The organism is Affinundibacterium macrobrachii, from assembly GCF_014652415.1.
GTDB lineage: Bacteria > Pseudomonadota > Gammaproteobacteria > Burkholderiales > Burkholderiaceae_D > Undibacterium > Undibacterium macrobrachii.
Genome location: NZ_BMYT01000003.1, coordinates 54,631 through 72,554, shown reverse-complemented (window position 1 = coordinate 72,554; position 17,924 = coordinate 54,631). Strand labels below are relative to the sequence as shown.

At 45.9% G+C, this 17,924-nt stretch carries 16 protein-coding genes; 7 read left to right on the top strand and 9 right to left on the bottom strand.

Annotated elements, in window-relative coordinates:
* Positions 1-341: 341 nt before the first annotated feature.
* Positions 342-1,535: a 5-(carboxyamino)imidazole ribonucleotide synthase gene (locus tag IE103_RS09310; RefSeq protein ID WP_189345868.1), complete on the top strand. Its 1,194-nt coding sequence runs from the start codon at positions 342-344 to the stop codon at positions 1,533-1,535.
* Between the two features lie 12 nt (positions 1,536-1,547).
* Positions 1,548-2,579 (top strand): L-threonylcarbamoyladenylate synthase, encoded by a 1,032-nt coding sequence (locus IE103_RS09305; protein ID WP_189345867.1) that lies wholly within the window; start codon positions 1,548-1,550, stop codon positions 2,577-2,579.
* A gap of 71 nt (positions 2,580-2,650) precedes the next feature.
* Here the strand turns inward: IE103_RS09305 and IE103_RS09300 are convergent, their stop codons facing one another.
* The gene (locus IE103_RS09300; protein ID WP_189345866.1) at positions 2,651-2,905 is read right to left on the bottom strand and encodes a SemiSWEET family sugar transporter; all 255 of its coding nucleotides are present in this window, start codon (positions 2,903-2,905) and stop codon (positions 2,651-2,653) included.
* Positions 2,902-3,411, bottom strand: coding sequence for a flavin reductase family protein (locus tag IE103_RS09295; protein ID WP_189345865.1), 510 nt, complete (start codon positions 3,409-3,411; stop codon positions 2,902-2,904). The genes IE103_RS09300 and IE103_RS09295 overlap by 4 nt, the downstream gene beginning before the upstream one ends.
* Positions 3,412-3,749: 338 nt before the next feature.
* Here IE103_RS09295 and IE103_RS09290 point away from each other — a divergent pair, with 338 nt between their 5' ends.
* The 4 genes from IE103_RS09290 to ybeY all read left to right on the top strand — a co-directional run bounded on the left by IE103_RS09290 (position 3,750) and on the right by ybeY (position 7,458).
* Positions 3,750-4,097, top strand: coding sequence for a hypothetical protein (locus IE103_RS09290; RefSeq protein ID WP_189345864.1), 348 nt, complete (start codon positions 3,750-3,752; stop codon positions 4,095-4,097).
* A 126-nt stretch (positions 4,098-4,223) separates the two neighbouring features.
* Positions 4,224-5,549 (top strand): tRNA (N6-isopentenyl adenosine(37)-C2)-methylthiotransferase MiaB, encoded by a 1,326-nt coding sequence (gene miaB, locus IE103_RS09285; RefSeq protein WP_189345863.1) that lies wholly within the window; start codon positions 4,224-4,226, stop codon positions 5,547-5,549.
* A gap of 245 nt (positions 5,550-5,794) precedes the next feature.
* Entirely contained in the window at positions 5,795-6,973 is a 1,179-nt protein-coding gene (locus IE103_RS09280; RefSeq protein ID WP_189345862.1) for a PhoH family protein, read from the top strand.
* 20 nt (positions 6,974-6,993) lie between these two features.
* Positions 6,994-7,458, top strand: coding sequence for an rRNA maturation RNase YbeY (gene ybeY / locus IE103_RS09275; RefSeq protein ID WP_189345861.1), 465 nt, complete (start codon positions 6,994-6,996; stop codon positions 7,456-7,458).
* A gap of 105 nt (positions 7,459-7,563) precedes the next feature.
* Here the strand turns inward: ybeY and IE103_RS09270 are convergent, their stop codons facing one another.
* The 5 genes from IE103_RS09270 to IE103_RS09250 all read right to left on the bottom strand — a co-directional run bounded on the left by IE103_RS09270 (position 7,564) and on the right by IE103_RS09250 (position 11,167).
* Positions 7,564-8,211 (bottom strand): hypothetical protein, encoded by a 648-nt coding sequence (locus tag IE103_RS09270; RefSeq protein ID WP_229827198.1) that lies wholly within the window; start codon positions 8,209-8,211, stop codon positions 7,564-7,566.
* Positions 8,212-8,278: 67 nt separating this feature from the next.
* Positions 8,279-9,067 carry a LytR/AlgR family response regulator transcription factor gene (locus IE103_RS09265; RefSeq protein ID WP_189345860.1) on the bottom strand — a complete coding sequence of 263 codons (789 nt, stop codon included), beginning with the start codon at positions 9,065-9,067 and terminating at the stop codon, positions 8,279-8,281.
* Entirely contained in the window at positions 9,064-10,146 is a 1,083-nt protein-coding gene (locus tag IE103_RS09260; protein WP_189345859.1) for a sensor histidine kinase, read from the bottom strand. The genes IE103_RS09265 and IE103_RS09260 overlap by 4 nt, the downstream gene beginning before the upstream one ends.
* A 190-nt stretch (positions 10,147-10,336) precedes the next feature.
* Positions 10,337-10,573, bottom strand: a complete 237-nt coding sequence (locus IE103_RS09255; protein WP_189345858.1) for a helix-turn-helix domain-containing protein — start codon at positions 10,571-10,573, stop codon at positions 10,337-10,339.
* 9 nt (positions 10,574-10,582) lie between these two features.
* A complete protein-coding gene (locus IE103_RS09250) occupies positions 10,583-11,167 on the bottom strand; it encodes a hypothetical protein (RefSeq protein ID WP_189345857.1) in 585 nt (194 codons plus the stop codon).
* 398 nt (positions 11,168-11,565) lie between these two features.
* On the opposite strand from IE103_RS09250, the gene IE103_RS09245 reads away from it, so the two are divergent.
* Positions 11,566-13,881 carry a TonB-dependent hemoglobin/transferrin/lactoferrin family receptor gene (locus IE103_RS09245; RefSeq protein ID WP_189345856.1) on the top strand — a complete coding sequence of 772 codons (2,316 nt, stop codon included), beginning with the start codon at positions 11,566-11,568 and terminating at the stop codon, positions 13,879-13,881.
* Positions 13,882-14,188: 307 nt separating this feature from the next.
* Here the strand turns inward: IE103_RS09245 and IE103_RS09240 are convergent, their stop codons facing one another.
* Positions 14,189-14,884, bottom strand: coding sequence for a hypothetical protein (locus IE103_RS09240; protein ID WP_189345855.1), 696 nt, complete (start codon positions 14,882-14,884; stop codon positions 14,189-14,191).
* Positions 14,885-14,888: 4 nt separating this feature from the next.
* Positions 14,889-17,639, bottom strand: coding sequence for a PEP/pyruvate-binding domain-containing protein (locus tag IE103_RS09235; protein ID WP_189345854.1), 2,751 nt, complete (start codon positions 17,637-17,639; stop codon positions 14,889-14,891).
* Between the last annotated feature and the right edge of the window lie 285 nt (positions 17,640-17,924).

The window sequence follows — 17,924 nt, the reverse complement described above, 5'->3', positions numbered from 1 at the left end:
CAGAGGTGTGGGGTATGCAGAGGTACATTTTAAGACGGTGAACTTTCAGTTTATATTTCTTTGAAAGTTAGACTCTAGTATTTTTAAGCCTAGTCAACATTGACGTGATGAAATTCCCTCCCCTTCAAGGGGAGGGCTAGGGTGGGGATGGGTTTTGAAGGGCAAGGTGCGAAGTCAATCAATCGTAACCCATCCCCATCCCAGCCTTCCCCTTGAAGGGGAAGGAGTGAAAAACGGAGTCACTAATCTGTTTTTAGCCAGAAAATACAGTATCTTTTTAGTTTCAAACCACGTTTCAAATCGCATTTAATTTGTATCGCACCAGTATGGAAAACCCAACGATGTCCACTTCTACTATCAACACCAATCCACAATTTCCGAACACGAAATCCAGCATGTTAGGCATGGTCGGTGGCGGACAATTAGGGCGTATGTTTGTGCATGAAGCGCAAGCCCTAGGTTTTAAAGTGACGGTATTAGAGCCAGAAGCGGGCAGTCCGGCAGCACATGCAGCGGATGCGCATATACAAGCGGCTTACGATGATGCGACGGCTTTGCAGAAGTTAGCCGAGGCGTGTGCTTCATTCACCACAGAATTTGAAAATGTGCCAGCAAGTAGTTTGGCTAAATTAGCCGAAACGGGCTTCGTTGCGCCAAGCGCCGCCTGCGTATCGATTGCTCAAGATCGTATCGAAGAGAAAGCATTCTTCACGCGTTGTGCACCACAAACTGGCATCTTGCCAGCACCGCACGCAGTATTGCGTACAGCGGAAGATCTGGAAAAAGTTAGCGCCGATTTATTCCCTGGGATTTTGAAAACGGCACGCATGGGCTACGACGGTAAAGGTCAAGTGCGCGTGAAGTCGATGGAAGAATTGTGTACGGCATTTGCAAATCTCAAAGGTGTGGTCTGTGTGCTAGAAAAAATGCTGCCACTCGCTTATGAGATTTCTGTATTGGTAGCACGTGGCGCAGATGGTCAAGCCGTTGTGTATCCGATTGCAGAAAACGTGCATCGTGACGGCATCTTGTTCACGACCACCGTACCTAGTCCGCACGTCTCTGCCGACGCTGCGTTAAAAACACAAAACGCTGCATTGAAATTGATTGCCGATATCAATTATGTTGGCGTGCTTTGCATAGAATTCTTTGTGCTGCAAGACGGCTCAGTCGTCGTCAATGAAATGGCACCACGCCCACACAATAGCGGGCATTACACGATTGATGCGTGCGTCACTAGTCAATTTGCGCAACAAGTACGCGCGATGGCGCGTTTGCCTTTGGGGGATGTGCGTCAGCATTCGCCTTGTGTGATGTTGAATATTCTTGGTGATATTTGGTTCGATGGTGATGTTGTACGTCAGCCGGCTTGGGATAAAGTTTTAGCATTGCCTTCGGCGCACTTGCATTTGTACGGCAAGGCAGAGGCACGTCGTGCTCGTAAGATGGGACACATCACGTTTATCGCAACAAGCTTAGAACAAGCGCAAGACGAGATGCGCCAAGCGTGCGTCATCCTTGGTATCGCTGTTTGATCACGACCGAGGTTGAGATTGAATTCTACTGAGCAAATTCTGGCAGCTGCTCGCGCCTTAGAACAAGGTGCCTTAGTTGGCTTTCCGACGGAGACGGTGTACGGACTTGGTGCCGACGCAGAAAACATTGATGCTGTCGCGAATATCTATCAAGCCAAAGGACGTCCATCGAATCATCCTGTGATTGTGCACGTCGCGCCAGAAGCAGATATCAGTTATTGGGTGCAAGAGATCCCTACACCAGCGCAAGCATTGATCGATGCATTTTGGCCTGGTCCTTTAACCTTGATTTTGAAGCGCGCCGAGCATATCCCTGATGCGGTATCTGGTGGTCAAGATTCGATAGGCATTCGTTGTCCATCACATCCAGTGGCACAAGCTTTATTGCGTGCGTTTAAAGATGGCCAGGGCGGCGTCGCGGCACCATCGGCAAACAAGTTTGGGCATGTCAGTCCAACCAAGGCTGAGCACGTCATTGAAGAGTTTCCTGCTGAAATTGCGAGCGGCATGATCGCTGCTGTGCTTGACGGTGGACAAAGCGACGTCGGCATAGAATCAACGATCGTTGATATGAGCCGCTTAGCAACGCATGGTCCTGTGCTGTTACGCCCGGGCCATATCAGCGCGCTGCAATTGGAACAAGTATTAGGCAGGGCGGTGAATGCACCAGATCAAGCTGCCCCACGTGCATCGGGTACATTAGAAGCACATTACGCACCGAGTACGCCGGTGGCGATGGTCGCTGTTGAAGACTTGGAATCGACCGTTAATCAATTACTGATTGTGGGCAAACGTGTCGCCGTGATGGCTTATCAGCCGCATAGCGCCAATGCGCAATTACAAGGCTGGCGTCAATTAAATCCTGATCCGATTTCTTATGCACATGATCTGTACGCAGATTTACGTGAGCTTGATCACGTCGGCGCCGATATCATTTTGGTAGAAGGTTTGCCAGTCGGACGTGAATGGCAAGGTGTGGCTGACAGGCTACGCCGCGCAGCGTTTGATTCGCAGGGTGTGTTGGAGCGTCTGCTAATCAATTAATTAGCGGATTTGAATTGAGGTTGACGATCTGGACAGCTCCAATTCGTGTACAAAGATCTTGATAAAGCCAATTACTTATAAATTAACTTCATTACTAAGATAAACGCCGATAGCGAGAGCGAAATTACATTCGCCACGATGATAGGCCAAGCGCCAAGCATGATGCCGTAGATCAGCCAACCAACGGTGCCGGCAACCATAATGCAATACATGCCGAGCGAAACACCTTCAGCCCGTTTGCGACGCCACGTGAGCCATGCTTGTGGGATGAACGCGCTAGTCGTTAAAAATGCAGCGACGTAGCCGATAATATCGATAGAATTCATAAAGCTTTACTGGTCAAGAATTGACCGTGATGATAGACAAGTGGAGCTTGATTTTTGAACGCACATTGTTCGACTTCGCCGACAAAAATAACGTGGTCGCCTTCCGGATAACGGCTGCGATTAAAGCATTCAAACCAAGCAGAAGCACCTTTAAGTATGGGTAATCCGGTACGTGAAAGACTGTATTCCACACCCGCAAAGCGATCTTCTACGCGGCTGGCAAATTGTTCCGCCAGATGACGTTGATCCGCTGCCAGCACGTTAACGACGTAATGAGTATTTTGCGTAAAAATCGGCATGCTTTGGGCACGGTCGCCTAAACTCCAAATCACCAACGGTGGATCAAGTGAGACAGAATTAAAAGAACTAGCAGTTAAACCTAGAAATTTTTGCTCGTTGAGACGCGTTGTAATGACAGTGATGCCAGTCGCAAATTGCGATAAAGCATGGCGAAAATGGCGACTATCAAAATCTGGCGGGAGTGCGGTGCTGGTCGGCGTTAGCATTGGTTATCCAAAAACATTTTTCGCCATTATCCCAGATTTTTCTAGAACGCATCATCTAGCAAAACGGTTCAGTGCTCAGCTAAGTCTAAAGCGCGAAGAAAACAACGCTCTGTGTTAAACTGTCGCCCTTGTTGATGTAGTTTGCCTTCGTAACTAATTGATTTTTAAGAATATTAGGAATTACGAAAAAAGATATGAACGGTATAGAGTAGGTCTCGTCGTGCATTGTTGATGTTTTGCCTTTTCCCCCGCAATGTAAGCATGTGAAGACGGGCACAAGTCGATGCAATTGTGTGCAAGTCTTAATATCATTGATCGGATACTAATTGGGTGTCAGCATGTTAAATAATAAATCTCTACGATTAACTGTGCTCAGTGCGGTCATTGCGTTTCTTGGCATGATGATAAACGCGAATGCAATGCAGATGGAGCGTCAGTTTCCTATCGATGTGAAGCGCGGAAAACTCAGCACCACGGCATTAGCGGAATTGGTAATTGATGGCAAACTACGCCAACACACACCAGCTTTGCGTATTTATAGTGAAGACAATTTGACCTTGACGCTCGCCAGTGTCGATGTACGTAATATTGTGATCAACTACGTAGAAAACGAATTTGGTGAAATTCAAAAAATATGGGTATTGACCGCAGAAGAGGCGCGTCAAGCTTTGCCCAAAAAGAATTAGATCGCCGCGCATTTTGCGTCTCAACTGTTTGCAAATTGTTGTAACGGTCGACCAGCAAATCTTGAGTGCGCTTTTCAGCATTTGTACTTAATTGTAATTTATCGATAGTAGGAAGACCTTAGTTCCATGCAGAAGAAAGTATTTATCAAAACCTTTGGTTGCCAAATGAACGAGTATGACTCGGACAAGATGCAAGACGTGTTGGCGGCAACTGATGGCATGATCAAAACCGATAAACCGGAAGAAGCCGATGTGATTTTGCTCAACACCTGTAGCGTGCGTGAGAAAGCGTCGGAAAAAGTTTTTTCGGATCTTGGTCGTCTGCGTGAATTGAAAAAATCGAATCCTGATTTGTTGATTGGTGTTGGTGGCTGTGTCGCTTCACAAGAAGGTGAAGCAATCGTGCGTCGTGCACCGTATGTCGACGTGGTGTTTGGGCCGCAGACTTTGCACCGTTTGCCACAATTGATCAAAGACAGACGCGATTCAGGTCGCTCACAAGTCGATATTAGTTTTCCAGAAATTGAAAAATTTGATCACTTGCCACCAGCGAAGGTTGAAGGCTCTACCGCCTTTGTGTCGATTATGGAAGGTTGCTCAAAATATTGCAGTTATTGCGTGGTGCCTTATACTCGCGGTGAAGAAGTCTCGCGTCCATTCAATGACGTGTTAGTCGAAGTCGCTGGCTTAGCGGAGCAGGGTATTAAAGAAATCAGCTTGTTAGGACAAAACGTCAATGCCTATCGTGGTGTGATGGATGATGGCGAGATCGCAGATTTCGCTTTGTTATTGGAATACATCGCAGAATTTCCACAAATCGAACGCATTCGTTTTGTGACTAGCCACCCGAAAGAATTCAATCAACGCTTGATCGATGCTTATGCCAAGATCCCGAAATTGGTGGATCACGTCTATTTGCCAGCACAGCATGGCTCGGATCGAATCTTGGCAGCGATGAAGCGTGGCTATACCTCACTTGAATATAAGTCTGTGATTCGCAAGTTGAAGGCAGTGCGTCCGAACATGCATATCTCTTCCGATTTTATCGTCGGCTTTCCAGGTGAAACGGATGAAGATTTTGATGCCTTGATGAAGTTGATTAAAGACGTCGAATTTGACAATAGTTTCAGCTTTATTTTCAGCGCGCGCCCAGGTACGCCAGCCGCTAGTTTGGAAGACACCACGCCAGCGCCTTTAAAGCTTAAGCGTTTGCAATTTTTGCAGTCGGTGATTGACGCGAATACCAAGAAGTACAGCAATGCGATGATAGGTACGATACAACGTATTTTGGTAGAAGGCCCTTCGGTGAAAGATCCAAATGAATTACAAGGTCGTACCGAAAATAATCGCGTGGTGAATTTTGCCGGTAGCAAAGAATTGATCGGTACCTTGGTGAATACACGCGTAACCGAATCTTATAATTATTCATTGCGTGGTGAGTTGGTCGATTAGTTTTGCTCAGTTTTGCTCAGTTAGAAAAGTAGGGCGAGATGGTTTGATTTGTGGAGTTGTCGCGCGATGAAATACTCCTTCCCCTTCAAGGGGAAGGCAGGGATGGGGATGGGTTTAAATTGACCAATAGGCACCGCTGGTTTTGTGACTATAACCCATCCCCACCCTAGCCCTCCCCCCCTCCCTTTTAAGGGGGAGGGGACTATTAGTGTTGCTACTGATTTTATTTTAGAAAATTAAACATTTTGAAAACGAATACACCCGTTCCCGTTTTGTATTTTGTTCCACAGCCGCTAGATAACTTACGGCTCGCGCATTTGTGCGGTCCTTTGGATGAAAATCTGCGTCAAATTTCTGCTGCCTTAGATTTGAGTATTTTCCGCCGTGGTGAGAAATTTATTGTGAGCGGGCACAATGCGGAAAAGGGTTTGGAGTTACTGGAAAAGTTTTACGCTCAAGCAAAAAAAATCATTACCATCGATGAAGTTCAGTTGGCATTGGTAGAACAACGTGCAGCGAGTAGCTTGCAGAAAGCGACTGAATCAGGTTTTGCGGCTAGTACAGAAGATGATGAATCTGCGCCTGCAAAACGTCGTAGCACAAAAGCCACGACAAAAACCACAGCAAAGACTAGCGCTACTTCAAAAAATGTGGTGAAAAAAGTCGCACCACTAGCAGTGGAAGAGGCTTTAGAAAGTCCAATACTTAAAACCCGTCGCAGTGATTTGCGTGGACGGACTCCACATCAGAATACTTATCTCAAAGCGATACTCGAACACGATATTACTTTCGGTGTTGGCCCAGCGGGTACCGGTAAGACCTACTTGGCAGTGGCTTGCGCAGTTGATGCTTTAGAACGTGATGCAGTTAAACGTATTGTGTTGACGCGTCCAGCGGTAGAAGCAGGCGAGCGTCTCGGTTTCTTGCCCGGTGACTTAGCACAAAAGGTCGATCCTTATTTGCGTCCTTTGTATGATGCTTTGTACGATTTACTGGGCTTTGATCGCACCCAAAAAATGTTTGAAAAACAGGTGATTGAGATTGCACCACTGGCTTATATGCGTGGCCGCACTTTGAATCATTCTTTCATTATCTTGGATGAGGCACAAAACACCACGCCAGAACAAATGAAAATGTTTTTGACCCGCATAGGATTTGGTAGTAAGGCGGTCGTTACTGGCGACGTTACCCAGATTGATTTGCAGCGCCATCAAAAGAGCGGCTTGGTGGATGCTTGTCAGGTTTTGCGCAATGTGCGCGGCATCGCTTTTAATCAATTTACGAGTGTGGACGTGGTGCGTCATCCTTTAGTTGGTCGCATCGTTGACGCCTATGAAGAAGCTACCCAACATCAAGATCAGCAAGATGCAGAAATAGTCAGCTTGAAACAAGCTACGGCAATGACGAAACCTCGACGTCGATAAAATAGATAGCGTAGAAAACGATGGCAACTACTCCTAAACACAAATTAAATCTATCCGTGCAATACGCTGATGAGCGTTTGAAGGAGGTATTGACGCGACCTTTGCTGCGCAAAACGATACAAGCGGCTTTGTTCTTCCCCGCAGAACTGACGCTACGCATCGTTGACGCAGAAGAAGGGCAAATTCTTAATCGTGATTATCGCGGCAAAGATTACGCGACCAATGTATTAACGTTTGCCTACACCGAAGATAGTGATGCAGAAGTGACGCAAGCCGATATTATTTTGTGTACCGACGTGTTGGAAAAAGAAGCCAAAGAGCAAAAGAAAACAGTGCTCGAACATGCTCAGCATTTAGTCGTACACGGTGTTTTGCATGCACAAGGATACGATCACGAAACCGATGAAGAGGCGGAAGAAATGGAAGCCTTAGAAGTCGAAATCTTAGCGAGTTTGGGATTAGCAAATCCTTACGCTGAGTCTTAATTTCTGCATTGGTACTCCGCCAGATCTCTGCAAATTTTGTGTCGAGGTCTTGGCCGCATAGTACGATCGGGCTGGTGCTTAGCAATCTGCTTAGAACATAGTAAATCAGTCTTGATGCCGTCTTAGCATCGCCACACCAAGAAATCCAAACCAAATAATTTGACTGATACCGAATAGCTCGGTGAGTCCTGCCGCTGGATAGTAAGTTGCGATGCCGGTAACGCCAACTGCAATACCAAAATAATGAAGTTTTTCGGCTAGCACTTTCGCTTTGAGCCCTGCGCAGCTAATCAGTAAAACCCACAAACCACCAACGATCTCGTTCCCACCACCCAAAGCTTCTGTCATCGTCGTCACGTTCAGCCACAGCGCGCGTGTTTGTTCTGGCTCGGTGAGACTGAGTTTAAGCACGGCATTTAAACCTATGTTTGCCAACATACCACTTGTGATGACAAGACCAACCCACAATACACCGAAGATTGCTGCGAGTTGCGAGAGCGTGTTCGCCCCATTTTTTAGTCGTTCATGCAGTGCTAGGACCAAGACTGCTAGCAGTATGCCAAAGACCACATAGCCAAGAAGATTGCTGAAAAAGAGTAAGTTGTGATGACTCTCTAAAAAGCCTAGCTTTTGTGCGGAATCGAGTCCTGCTGGCATGGCTAAGACTGTCCCGTATAAGACAAATAGAGTGATGTAAATGAGCGCCTCGCATAAGGCGGCGACACCTGCGATTTTTTGAAAATTGTTCAACATGTTTTCTCCTAATTGAAGTACCTGCCAAGCAACTGTTTAGTGAATAATTGATTATTTATGCGCACAATTATCTTCCTGAAAAAAGATGCGCATAAAGTCTGCTGACCTTGAGTTGATCGGCGTGTTGTCGCAAATGGATAATCAAGGTACCGGATTCTTGGCGAGTAGCGCGTTCTATCGCGTTGACTTGCACTAAAGTGGAACGATGGATTTGCCAGAATTGTTCAGGATCGAGTTGCGCCTTAAGTTCTCTTAGCGTCGCGCGTATATAGTGCTCGCGATCGGGTGTGACAACTTTGAGGTATTTGTCGATAGCTTCAATGTAAAGTACCTCGTCGAGCGCTACAAAATACACGGTGTTGCCGCTGCTAGCTTGTAGATTTCGAAGGTAGCCGTGATTGACCGTTGACGTCGCCTTAAATAGACCAGCGAGTTGCTCAAGTGTGGTGGTGATCGGTACGGCGGTCTTCTGTGCCAATGCTTGTTGCAGACGCTGGCAAGTTTGCATTAATCGTTCACTCTTCAGTGGCTTAATCAGATAATCCAAGGCCGCTTTTTCAAAAGCCTGTACCGCATATTGATCGTAGGCTGTGACAAAAACGATTAGAGGCAAGGCTTTGCTTTCAAGCGGCCACTCCTCCATAAGCGCTTCCACGACTTCTAGGCCATTGAGTAGCGGCATGCTAATGTCGAGAAACAAAATATCGACTTGTTCCTTTAGACCTACTTCCAGAGCGGCGACGCCGTTTCTTAGGTTGGCGACGATGCTTAGTTGCGGCCAAAGCTTTTGTAACTCACGCTCTAAGTATTCTGCGAGTAAAGGTTCATCTTCGGCAATAAGGGCAGTGATGTTCATGATAGAGAAGACGCTTGGTCAATAGGGAGCTGAATATGGGCGATGTAGCCACCGCTAGGAGGATTGACGATATCGAATATCGCTTTGTCACCATACATATGTAGCAGGCGTTCACGGACATGCTGCAATCCATAACCATCACTGCCGTGTTCCTGGACGAGGCTAGGGGTAGTGCCGCAGCCATCGTCTTGCACATAAAGATGTAGTTGTTGATTGAGGTTTTTTGCTCGAATGCTGATAGTGCCACCATGTTCAGTTGGTTCGAGTCCGTGTTTAATAGCGTTTTCCACTAAGGGTTGAAGAATCATTGCTGGTACTGGAATGCGGTTTAGTTGCGGAGGAAGTTCGACTTCAATTTTTAGACGTTCACGCATGCGAATTTTCATTAAGGCAAGATAATCTTGTATGCGTTGAAATTCTTCTTCGAGGCTGTGATTGGTTGTACGTGACCCATTTAGACTGGAACGCAGAAAGTCGTTGAGGTGGTCTAACATTTCTTGTGCCGCACGAGCATCGACTTCAATCAGGACTCGTAGGTTGGCGAGCGTGTTGAAAAGCATATGCGGTTCTAATTGAGATTGAAGCAAGCGTAAGTGACTTTCGGTTGCCTTTTGTTGAATGGCAGCATTACATGCTTCCATGCTGGCAATATAGTTACGGCTATACAGGTAGATGGTGCTGACGAGCGCGGCAATCAAGCAAGCGCTCAGGATGATGATTAAACCGTATCCATTATTCTGTAATTTTCGAGTATCACCCGTGAGCACGAGAGCGATGTTGCCGCCGATTAGATATCCGCCTATGCAAGCAATAGGAATCCAGGCAAGCATGAAGGGCCAGCCTGGCCAAGCGAAGTCTTGTTGTAGCTCGAGCTTGGTGTAATTGCGAATAAAGTAACAGCCACCATGTCGACCAAGCTTGATTAGTACCTGCATGCAAAGGCCAACACATACTGTATGAACTGTCATCATCCAAAGTTTTTCCTTGAACAAATGACTAAGAAGAATAGAGGCGATGATGATCATTGGGCCGCTAACTCGGAGTTCACGCCAGAGGAAAGTTAGAATCGTTTTTGTCATGTTGCTAAGTCGTTAATACGGTCGGTTTATTCATCGTAATTAGTTTTTCACCCGCAGTCAGTTCCATATGACGAATCCAATTAGCATGGCGTGAATGGTCGTCAGAAGAGCGTGAAAATTCACTTTGACTTTGTCTACTGTTAAGCTCAAAAAATAATCTATACCGCGCAATCAGCAAGACACATCGGGCTTAATCAACTTCATTATCAGATGTTGTCGCGAGCGCCCCATCGAATGCCAAAATATCTCCCGGCTGACATTGCAGTACGTGACAAATTTTTTCTAAGGTATCAAAGCGTATCGCTTTTGCTCGACCTGACTTTAAAACGGATAAATTTTGCGGTGTAATATCGACTAATTCCGCTAAGGTATTGAGGCGCATCTTGCGCTGCGCGAGCACCACATCTAAGTTCACAATGATAGGCATGCAGTTTCCTTAAATGGTGAGTTCAGCTTCTTCGTTGAGGTCGGTGCCGATTTCCAAGGCCCATAGGATCAGGCTTAGAAAGCCAAGTTCGATAAAGAAGACGATGGTGTTCCACAACCAATTGAGAGTGCGATCCAAGTTACCATCAGCGAACTGAAAGCAGTAAATGAGTATGCAAAAGCTTGCGACTATCCAAGCAATGCCTAAATAGAGATTGATTTTATAAGCGGCTCTAGCATGGAAGAGTGCCCTAGCATTGAAGATGTTACCGTCGTGAAAGCACTGTATGAGTTTTTGGAGATGGAGAACCACATAAAAAATCGGTACGAAGAGTGCAAGCAGTGTTAGTGTGAAGAAGACTTTGCTGCCGATAGTTAATCCTGGCCTGATAAATTTACCAAAATCAGCAGGATCATCCATTACTTTAAGTAACGATTGATGGATGTCGATGTTTCCAGTCTGAACCGACAGCGTGCCAATTATTCCGAGCAGACCACCAAGGCAAGTTAATACCAGAAGTGGCATAGAAAACCAAAGCAAATACCCACTCACTTTGCGAAATGCTGCAATCCGTTTGTTGCGTTCTAAGTTCATACTCAACTCCTCACTAGGTTTGATGTTGGGTGCATTGTATGAATTAAAAACATGAAATGCAATATTTATTTATCGTTTTTCAATAAATAAATATTGTTTAAGGTTTCCTTAGGCTATTTCAAAAGGACTAACTTGCTTGTTTTAGTTCGACGCTAAATGAAGCATCTTGGGCGAAGCCAAGTACATCTCGTAGCGGATTTTTTCAAGTTAATAACTTTGTTGTTTTTGAGGCCTTTGCGTGGTTTGTTTTAACGCAAATCTCATGTGATTTTCTGCATTTAATGAGCACTTTTAATGCAAAACTAGTTCTTTATAACTAGGTAATTAATCAAACAGCTGATTGACCGCAATGCTACGGCATCTAGACTACGGAAATGAATTTATTCTCTGGAGCTAGTATGAAAACCTTTGCTTGTCCGCATAAAAAAATCTTCGCTTGTAAGCCTTTACGTAAGACAGCAATTGCCCTAGGGTTGGCCAGTCTCTATTCGCTTGCGATAACACCCGCTTATGCACAGACGCAAACTAGTAGTGTATTGCTGGTTGATAAAGCACCACAGATTGTCGTGATTAGCGGTACCCGCTATGAGCAATTCATTGAAAATCTGCCCTTGTCGATTGATGTGATTGAGCAAAAAGAATTAGAGCGTTTAGGCATTTTAGATATTCGTGATTTAGCGAAGAATTTGTCGAATATCGAAGTTAAGCGTGCACCAGCGCGTTTTACCGTAACCGGCGTCGGCAATGCGACTGGTCGTGATGGTAATGCGGGCTTTAGCATACGCGGACAAGATGGTAATCGAGTCTTGATGTTGGTCGATGGCATGCGTTTGCCACGTAGTTATATCAATGGCAGCAATGCGTTTGGCCGTGATTCGATTGCGATGAATTTGATTCGACAAGTTGAAATCGTACGTGGCCCATCATCGGTGTTGTATGGTTCGGATGGCTTGGCTGGACTAGTCAATTTTATGACCGTAGACCCACATGATTTTTTACAAGAGAAGCAAGCCGCACCGAAGAACATCGGTGGAAAAGTGTTTGCTAGCTGGAGTGGTGATGATCATAGTCGCAGCATTGGGGCGAGTTTGGCTGGGCGTTTTGATCCACAATGGAGTTGGTTGATTAGCGCCAATACCAGCAAGGCAAGAGGTTTAGAAAATAGGGGCACGAATGATGTTCCTAATATAGACAGAACCACGCCGAATCCGCAGCAAGACCAATCGCAATCTGTGTTAGCTAAACTGGTGTATCAAGCTAGTGCGACGCAAAAGCATAGTTTGACTTATGAGCATGTCGATAAAACTTCGGATTTTGAATTGTTATCCAGTCGTGCCAAATTGCCGATGACGACCGCAGCGGCGGTAAAAGGCGAAACGGTTCACAAAGATTTTACGCGCGATCGATTGAGTTTAATTGATCGTTACACGCTCAATCATGCGTGGGTTGACCATGTACAAAGTCATCTCAGCTATCAAGATAGTCAAGCGCAAGATGATGGCGTGACGCATCGCAATACCTTGGCCGATAGGGTGCGTAAGGTGTCGTATGGGGAACAAGCTTGGCAATGGAGTTTGTTAGCAGACAAGTTGATTAAATCGAATGCCAATTTTGCGCAGCGCGTCAGTCTTGGATTTGATTATTCACGCATTGATGTCAACAATTTCTTTGATGGTGTCGATCCCGGCAATGCAGATTTTACGCCGCGCAAATACTTCCCTGATACACGTGATTCGAGTCGTGCGCTGTTTGTGCAAGATGAAATTTTTGCGGGTTCTTGGATCATCACACCAGGTCTACGCTATGACCATTTTGATTTAAACGTGAAAACCCAACAGGGCTTTGCACCACCATCTAAAACCCCGGGAAAATCTTTGTCAGGATCGGCAATGGTCCCCAAGTTAGGTGTGCTGTACAAAGTGAATGGCGATTGGAATGCTTATGCAAGTTTTGCACATGGATTCCGCGCGCCAAATGCACAGCAAATCAATGGTGTTTTTGAGAGTTCGACAGTGCCCGCGGTGTTGTTAGCGAATCCTGAGCTAAAGCCAGAGAAGAGTCAGAATATCGAGTTCGGTGTACGTGCTTTGTTTGAAAAATTTAACCTCGATTTTGCCGTATTTAGCGGTCGTTATACCGATTTAATTTACGATAAGAAACCACTGGGCGGTAAAGGTGTTGCTGGTGATCCAGCGATATTTCAAACGGTTAATGTGGACAAGGCCAAAATTGATGGCTTTGAAATCCGTGGGCAAGTTCAATGGGCAGAGTTTGCGGGTGGCAAATGGAGTTCGCCATTTTCTTATGGCAAAACACGCGGTACCGATCAAGTTGCACATACGCCTTTGAGCGCGATTAATCCAAGCAAGTTGTTTGCTGGTTTACGCTACACCAATGATATGGTCGATTGGCAGTTGAGCGCACGTCATCAAGCAGGGAAAGAGGAAGCGGATTTGAGTAGTCCCTATTTGCCTAAGCCAGCAGTGCCGCCACGTGTGCGTCAATTTTTAGTGCCAAGTGTGACGACGATGGATATGCAATTGCAATGGACCATGCAGAAGAACTGGCGCTTGAATGTGGGTGTCGATAATCTGACCAATAAGAAATATTGGAATTGGAGTGATGTACAAGGCTTAGCCGCGAACTCTGTCGTGGTTGATGCTTATACACAGCCTGGCCGTTACTACCATGCTTCTTTGGTGGTGGGATTTTAGATTGTGGTTGCGTTAAATTTGAATGTTTTCTGTTGGTGAGTTTGTTTGCTCTTGCAAGATTTCGTTGTTGCTGGACGACCCTCACCCTAACCCTCTCCCGCTTGCGGGAGAGGGGATTGATAGAGAGATTGATTGGCGCTGATTATTTCTTAAATTTGGCGATCAAAAATGACGATGATTGCCTATTCTAACCGATACTCAAAGTTCCCTCTCCCGCAAGCGGGAGAGGGCTAGGGTGAGGGCGGTTCAACGATGCGCCCAGCCTAAGCAACGACGCAAATCAAGCAAACCAAAAAAAGTTAAAAAATTAGCGCGCCAACTTCTTCCCTGTTTTCATATCAATCAAGATGATTGAACTAGTCGTTTCGCTAAGATTCGAGCCAGAAGATTTCATTTCTAAATGCAGCACCGATGTGGCCCCAGTATTTTCTAACTTGCTATGACAGGGATAAACCGGATTCGCAAACTGGTGTTCGATAATCCGGCGGCGGATATCGAGATTGATAATTTGAAATTTGCCATGCTGATCAGCACCCGCTATGTAAGGGCGTTGTGGATCGAGGATGAAGCAATCTAGCGTGGTGCTCAATAAAGTTTTACGTGGCGCAAACAACTGTGTATCAGCGATGCCTTCTCCCATTTGATAATCATGTACCCAGCCTTGATAGACAGGTTCGGCTTTGGGGTCATAACTCAGTTCCCATAACTCTGCGATATCGGGCAAGACCAGAATAAAACTTTGCCGCTGTTCATGATGCAAGACGGTACTGAGACGAGAAGCTTTTTCCTGTTTGTTTTGTAAGCGAAGTACACGCAGCGTTTTTTGTGTAGCGCGATCAAGGATGCGAACTTGGTGTTTTTCTACTTCTTCGAACAACTGATACTGCTGGGTTTCTAGACGCGGCGATGTGCTTTCCAGATGGCTCGATTGCGCTAGTAGTTGAGTATTAAAAATACCCAAGCAAGTTGTGAAAAGTAGGCGCAATGTGAATTGATGTGACATGATTTTACTGATTTATTTTGCTTGGTGTTAAGCGATAGAGGCGACCAGCTGGCCCATCAATCATGACCTCATCACCATCTTGTAGTTGCGATGTAATGCCGGGTAAATTGACGATTGTTGGAATACCTAACTCGCGTGCAACGATGGCGCTATGCGAGAGATAGCCACCAGTTTCAACGATCATGCCACCCGCTTTTAAAAAAATTGGTAGCCAACTGGGATCTGTACTGAGTGCAATTGCAATATCACCTTGCTTTAGCTTGGCGATTTGTGCGGGGGATTCGATCAAACAGACTTTGCCACGGTAACTTGCCATGCTGACGGCGATACCTTGCCATTCTTGTGTAGCTTCGTTAGCAGCACGCTCCTGCGTTAATTCTTGCGCTAATTCATGTGCGAATGCGTTAGTCGAAGGACTCGCAATGATGCCCTGTGCTGTTTGAAGTACTACATCGCGTATCGGCATCGTATTCCAGTGAGCGATTTGTTGTTGTCGATCGGCGATGCGATGTTGATATGCTCGTGCCCGGTCTTTGCTGGCTTCGATATCCGATAGCGCACAGTCAATTTCCGCATAATCTAAATCAAACACATCACTAACTTCAAGAATAATGCCTGCACCTTGTAAGCGTCGACCAACTTCTAACATTAAAGAACGCGAACGCTCCAGTATTAAGCCAAAATGACTACGAGCAAATTCACGTTGATTGCATTCCATTTTGGCTTGCTTCTGCATGAATTTGATGGTGCCAATTTGTCCGAAGTGACATCGTTCTTTGATTGTTTTCCACGCCCAAGCGATTTGTTCTTGCTGTCGTTTTTGTAAAGCGTCTATATCGACTTCTGCCAAATTGAGTATGGCTAGATGCAGGGTGTCGGATTGTTCACGCCAACTCGGTCTTGAAATATAAGATTCGTAATTGCCGCGATGACCGTATCGATCCAAAAAATCGGTGTAGGCATGTTGAAATGTTTCGCTACAAGTTTGTATGTCGCTCTCACTTGGCAGATTTCCTTTTAGAAAATCGAGTGCGACTTCATCTTTGGCTGCGATTTTTGCGAGGCTTAACAAATCAAAGGCTTGCTGTGCGCTTACGCTCATTTCGCCTTCACTCATTAATGCGGCGATGAGTGCTTTGGCATCTTGCGGACAGGCTTTGTCTAAAAACTTTTGTAATTGCATCAGCGTGCCACTGGCACCTTGCATTAAGCATAGGCCGCGATGTTGCAGATAGGTATAGCGTGATCGCTCGCGTATTTCTTGCAGAAGGGCTGCATTGCTCAAGTTGGATAAATCTTGTTTGCGCCACAGCAGACTATTCGCTTGTATTGTTTTTGCTTCTTGCATACCACGCCGACGATAAGCTGGGAAACGGCTCAAGGCTTTGAGAAAGTTGCCAGCAATCTTGAGATACTCAGACCAATGTCGTTTGGGGATAGGTATATTGGCTTGATGCCCACCAAAAATGAAATTGACTTCGTCTGGTTGTAGATTGAAGTGCTGGAATATTTCCCATTGAATTACCGACGCATTTAAGTAAACGTGCCCATCAAATTGCGTAATGCGTTGTATTCCTGCCGGAACTTGAATGCCGACGATTTGCTGTGCGAGTGTCAACATTTCGTTGACCGCGCATATCATCGGATCACGTTCGCAGATCCTGATTGCAAACGGCAAAATTTCTTTGGCATTTCCATTGGTCCACATCGTTGCTTGTTGTTGCAGATACGGATAGGTGTACAACCCACGCGCGCTGATAGTGCGGGCTTGCACAAGTTGGAACTCTTGCCCATCGAACACCCATTCAATATCAAAATAAGGCTGAGAGTAATCCATCGCCTTTGCTGTTTCACAAGCTAATTTGGCGAGTGTGATGGCTTGCTCGTCCGTTAAGATGATTGATGTTTGATTGACTGTATTTTTAGGCGAATTTGAGATTGAATTTGTTCTGGACTGTGTAGATTGTGGAGAACTTGGTTCCTCAGACATCTGCAAGGTATTACTATGCGCGCAACGACGACCAACGATGTGCCAATCCTGATGCGACCAGTCATGTTGCACGATGATGTCTTCGCCATTGACTTTGCCTGCAACTAGTTCATCTGCCAGACCGAATACACTGCTAATCAATAATCGGTCTTCACGACCATCACGCGGATCGCAAGTGAAGATCACGCCAGCCGCGTGACACTCTAACATCGGCATGATCACCACTGCCATATTCGCATCGTGATGAGAGAATTGAATCTTGTCGCGATAGGCGCAGGCTTGTGGTGTCCATAAAGAAGCAATGACATCTAGAATGGCGCGCTCTAGTGCTGCAAGCCCTACTACATTGAGTTCGCTGTGATGAATGCCGGCGAAGGAATGTTGTTGTCCATCTTCACCAATCGCAGAAGACCGCACGGCTAAGGCTTGTTGTTGCCAGTTTTGTGCTGTTAGTAGGTCTGCTAATGTGCGTCGAAGTTGGGTGTCGTTTTGATCTAAGCTGGCTAACTGTGTAATTGCTTGACGAACTGCACTTAAAGCAAGTTCTGCTTGCTCGGGCTGATCTTGGTATTGTTCGCATGCTGTTATCGCTTGTGCCCAGATGTGCTCAGGAATCAGTGTGCGGCAATACGCTGCGGGGATGACAAAGCTTACTGGTGTTGGCAAGCCGTAACGCAGCAAACGCGCAAGTTGCGATCCTTTACCACCGAGCTGTGGATATTGTTCTGGCGTGGCTTGACGACAGTCGATCAAGCTGAGATTCATAGATTGTTGGTTGGGAGTCATCGTTCACATTCTCGATAATCTGCGTCGTTTGTTGGCGAAGGCCTTCAAGACGGAAACCTTGGTTCGATATTGTCATACATGATAGGGCGTATCGAGTGTTAAAGTCTATCAGTGAATATGCGCAAAATGACTCGTGACAAATGAAGAGTAATAGTTAACAAAAAAGCGTACAGATTGTTTTTCTGTACGCTTTTGAATTGCTAAAGACAGCTAAAGATAGCTAATGGCGAGGACGATCAATTCATACAGATTTGGAGCACCTTG

Bases quoted from the DNA above. Each gene is read 5' to 3' on its own strand.
- IE103_RS09245 (WP_189345856.1), top strand. From the start codon at position 11,566: ATGAAAACCTTTGCTTGTCCGCATAAAAAAATCTTCGCTTGTAAGCCT.
- ybeY (WP_189345861.1), top strand. From the start codon at position 6,994: ATGGCAACTACTCCTAAACACAAATTAAATCTATCCGTGCAATACGCT.
- IE103_RS09300 (WP_189345866.1), bottom strand. From the start codon at position 2,905: ATGAATTCTATCGATATTATCGGCTACGTCGCTGCATTTTTAACGACT.
- IE103_RS09265 (WP_189345860.1), bottom strand. From the start codon at position 9,067: ATGAACATCACTGCCCTTATTGCCGAAGATGAACCTTTACTCGCAGAA.
- IE103_RS09290 (WP_189345864.1), top strand. From the start codon at position 3,750: ATGTTAAATAATAAATCTCTACGATTAACTGTGCTCAGTGCGGTCATT.
- IE103_RS09240 (WP_189345855.1), bottom strand. From the start codon at position 14,884: ATGTCACATCAATTCACATTGCGCCTACTTTTCACAACTTGCTTGGGT.
- miaB (WP_189345863.1), top strand. From the start codon at position 4,224: ATGCAGAAGAAAGTATTTATCAAAACCTTTGGTTGCCAAATGAACGAG.
- IE103_RS09295 (WP_189345865.1), bottom strand. From the start codon at position 3,411: ATGCTAACGCCGACCAGCACCGCACTCCCGCCAGATTTTGATAGTCGC.
- IE103_RS09270 (WP_229827198.1), bottom strand. From the start codon at position 8,211: ATGTTGAACAATTTTCAAAAAATCGCAGGTGTCGCCGCCTTATGCGAG.
- IE103_RS09310 (WP_189345868.1), top strand. From the start codon at position 342: ATGTCCACTTCTACTATCAACACCAATCCACAATTTCCGAACACGAAA.
- IE103_RS09250 (WP_189345857.1), bottom strand. From the start codon at position 11,167: ATGAACTTAGAACGCAACAAACGGATTGCAGCATTTCGCAAAGTGAGT.
- IE103_RS09260 (WP_189345859.1), bottom strand. From the start codon at position 10,146: ATGACAAAAACGATTCTAACTTTCCTCTGGCGTGAACTCCGAGTTAGC.
- IE103_RS09235 (WP_189345854.1), bottom strand. From the start codon at position 17,639: ATGAATCTCAGCTTGATCGACTGTCGTCAAGCCACGCCAGAACAATAT.
- IE103_RS09255 (WP_189345858.1), bottom strand. From the start codon at position 10,573: ATGCCTATCATTGTGAACTTAGATGTGGTGCTCGCGCAGCGCAAGATG.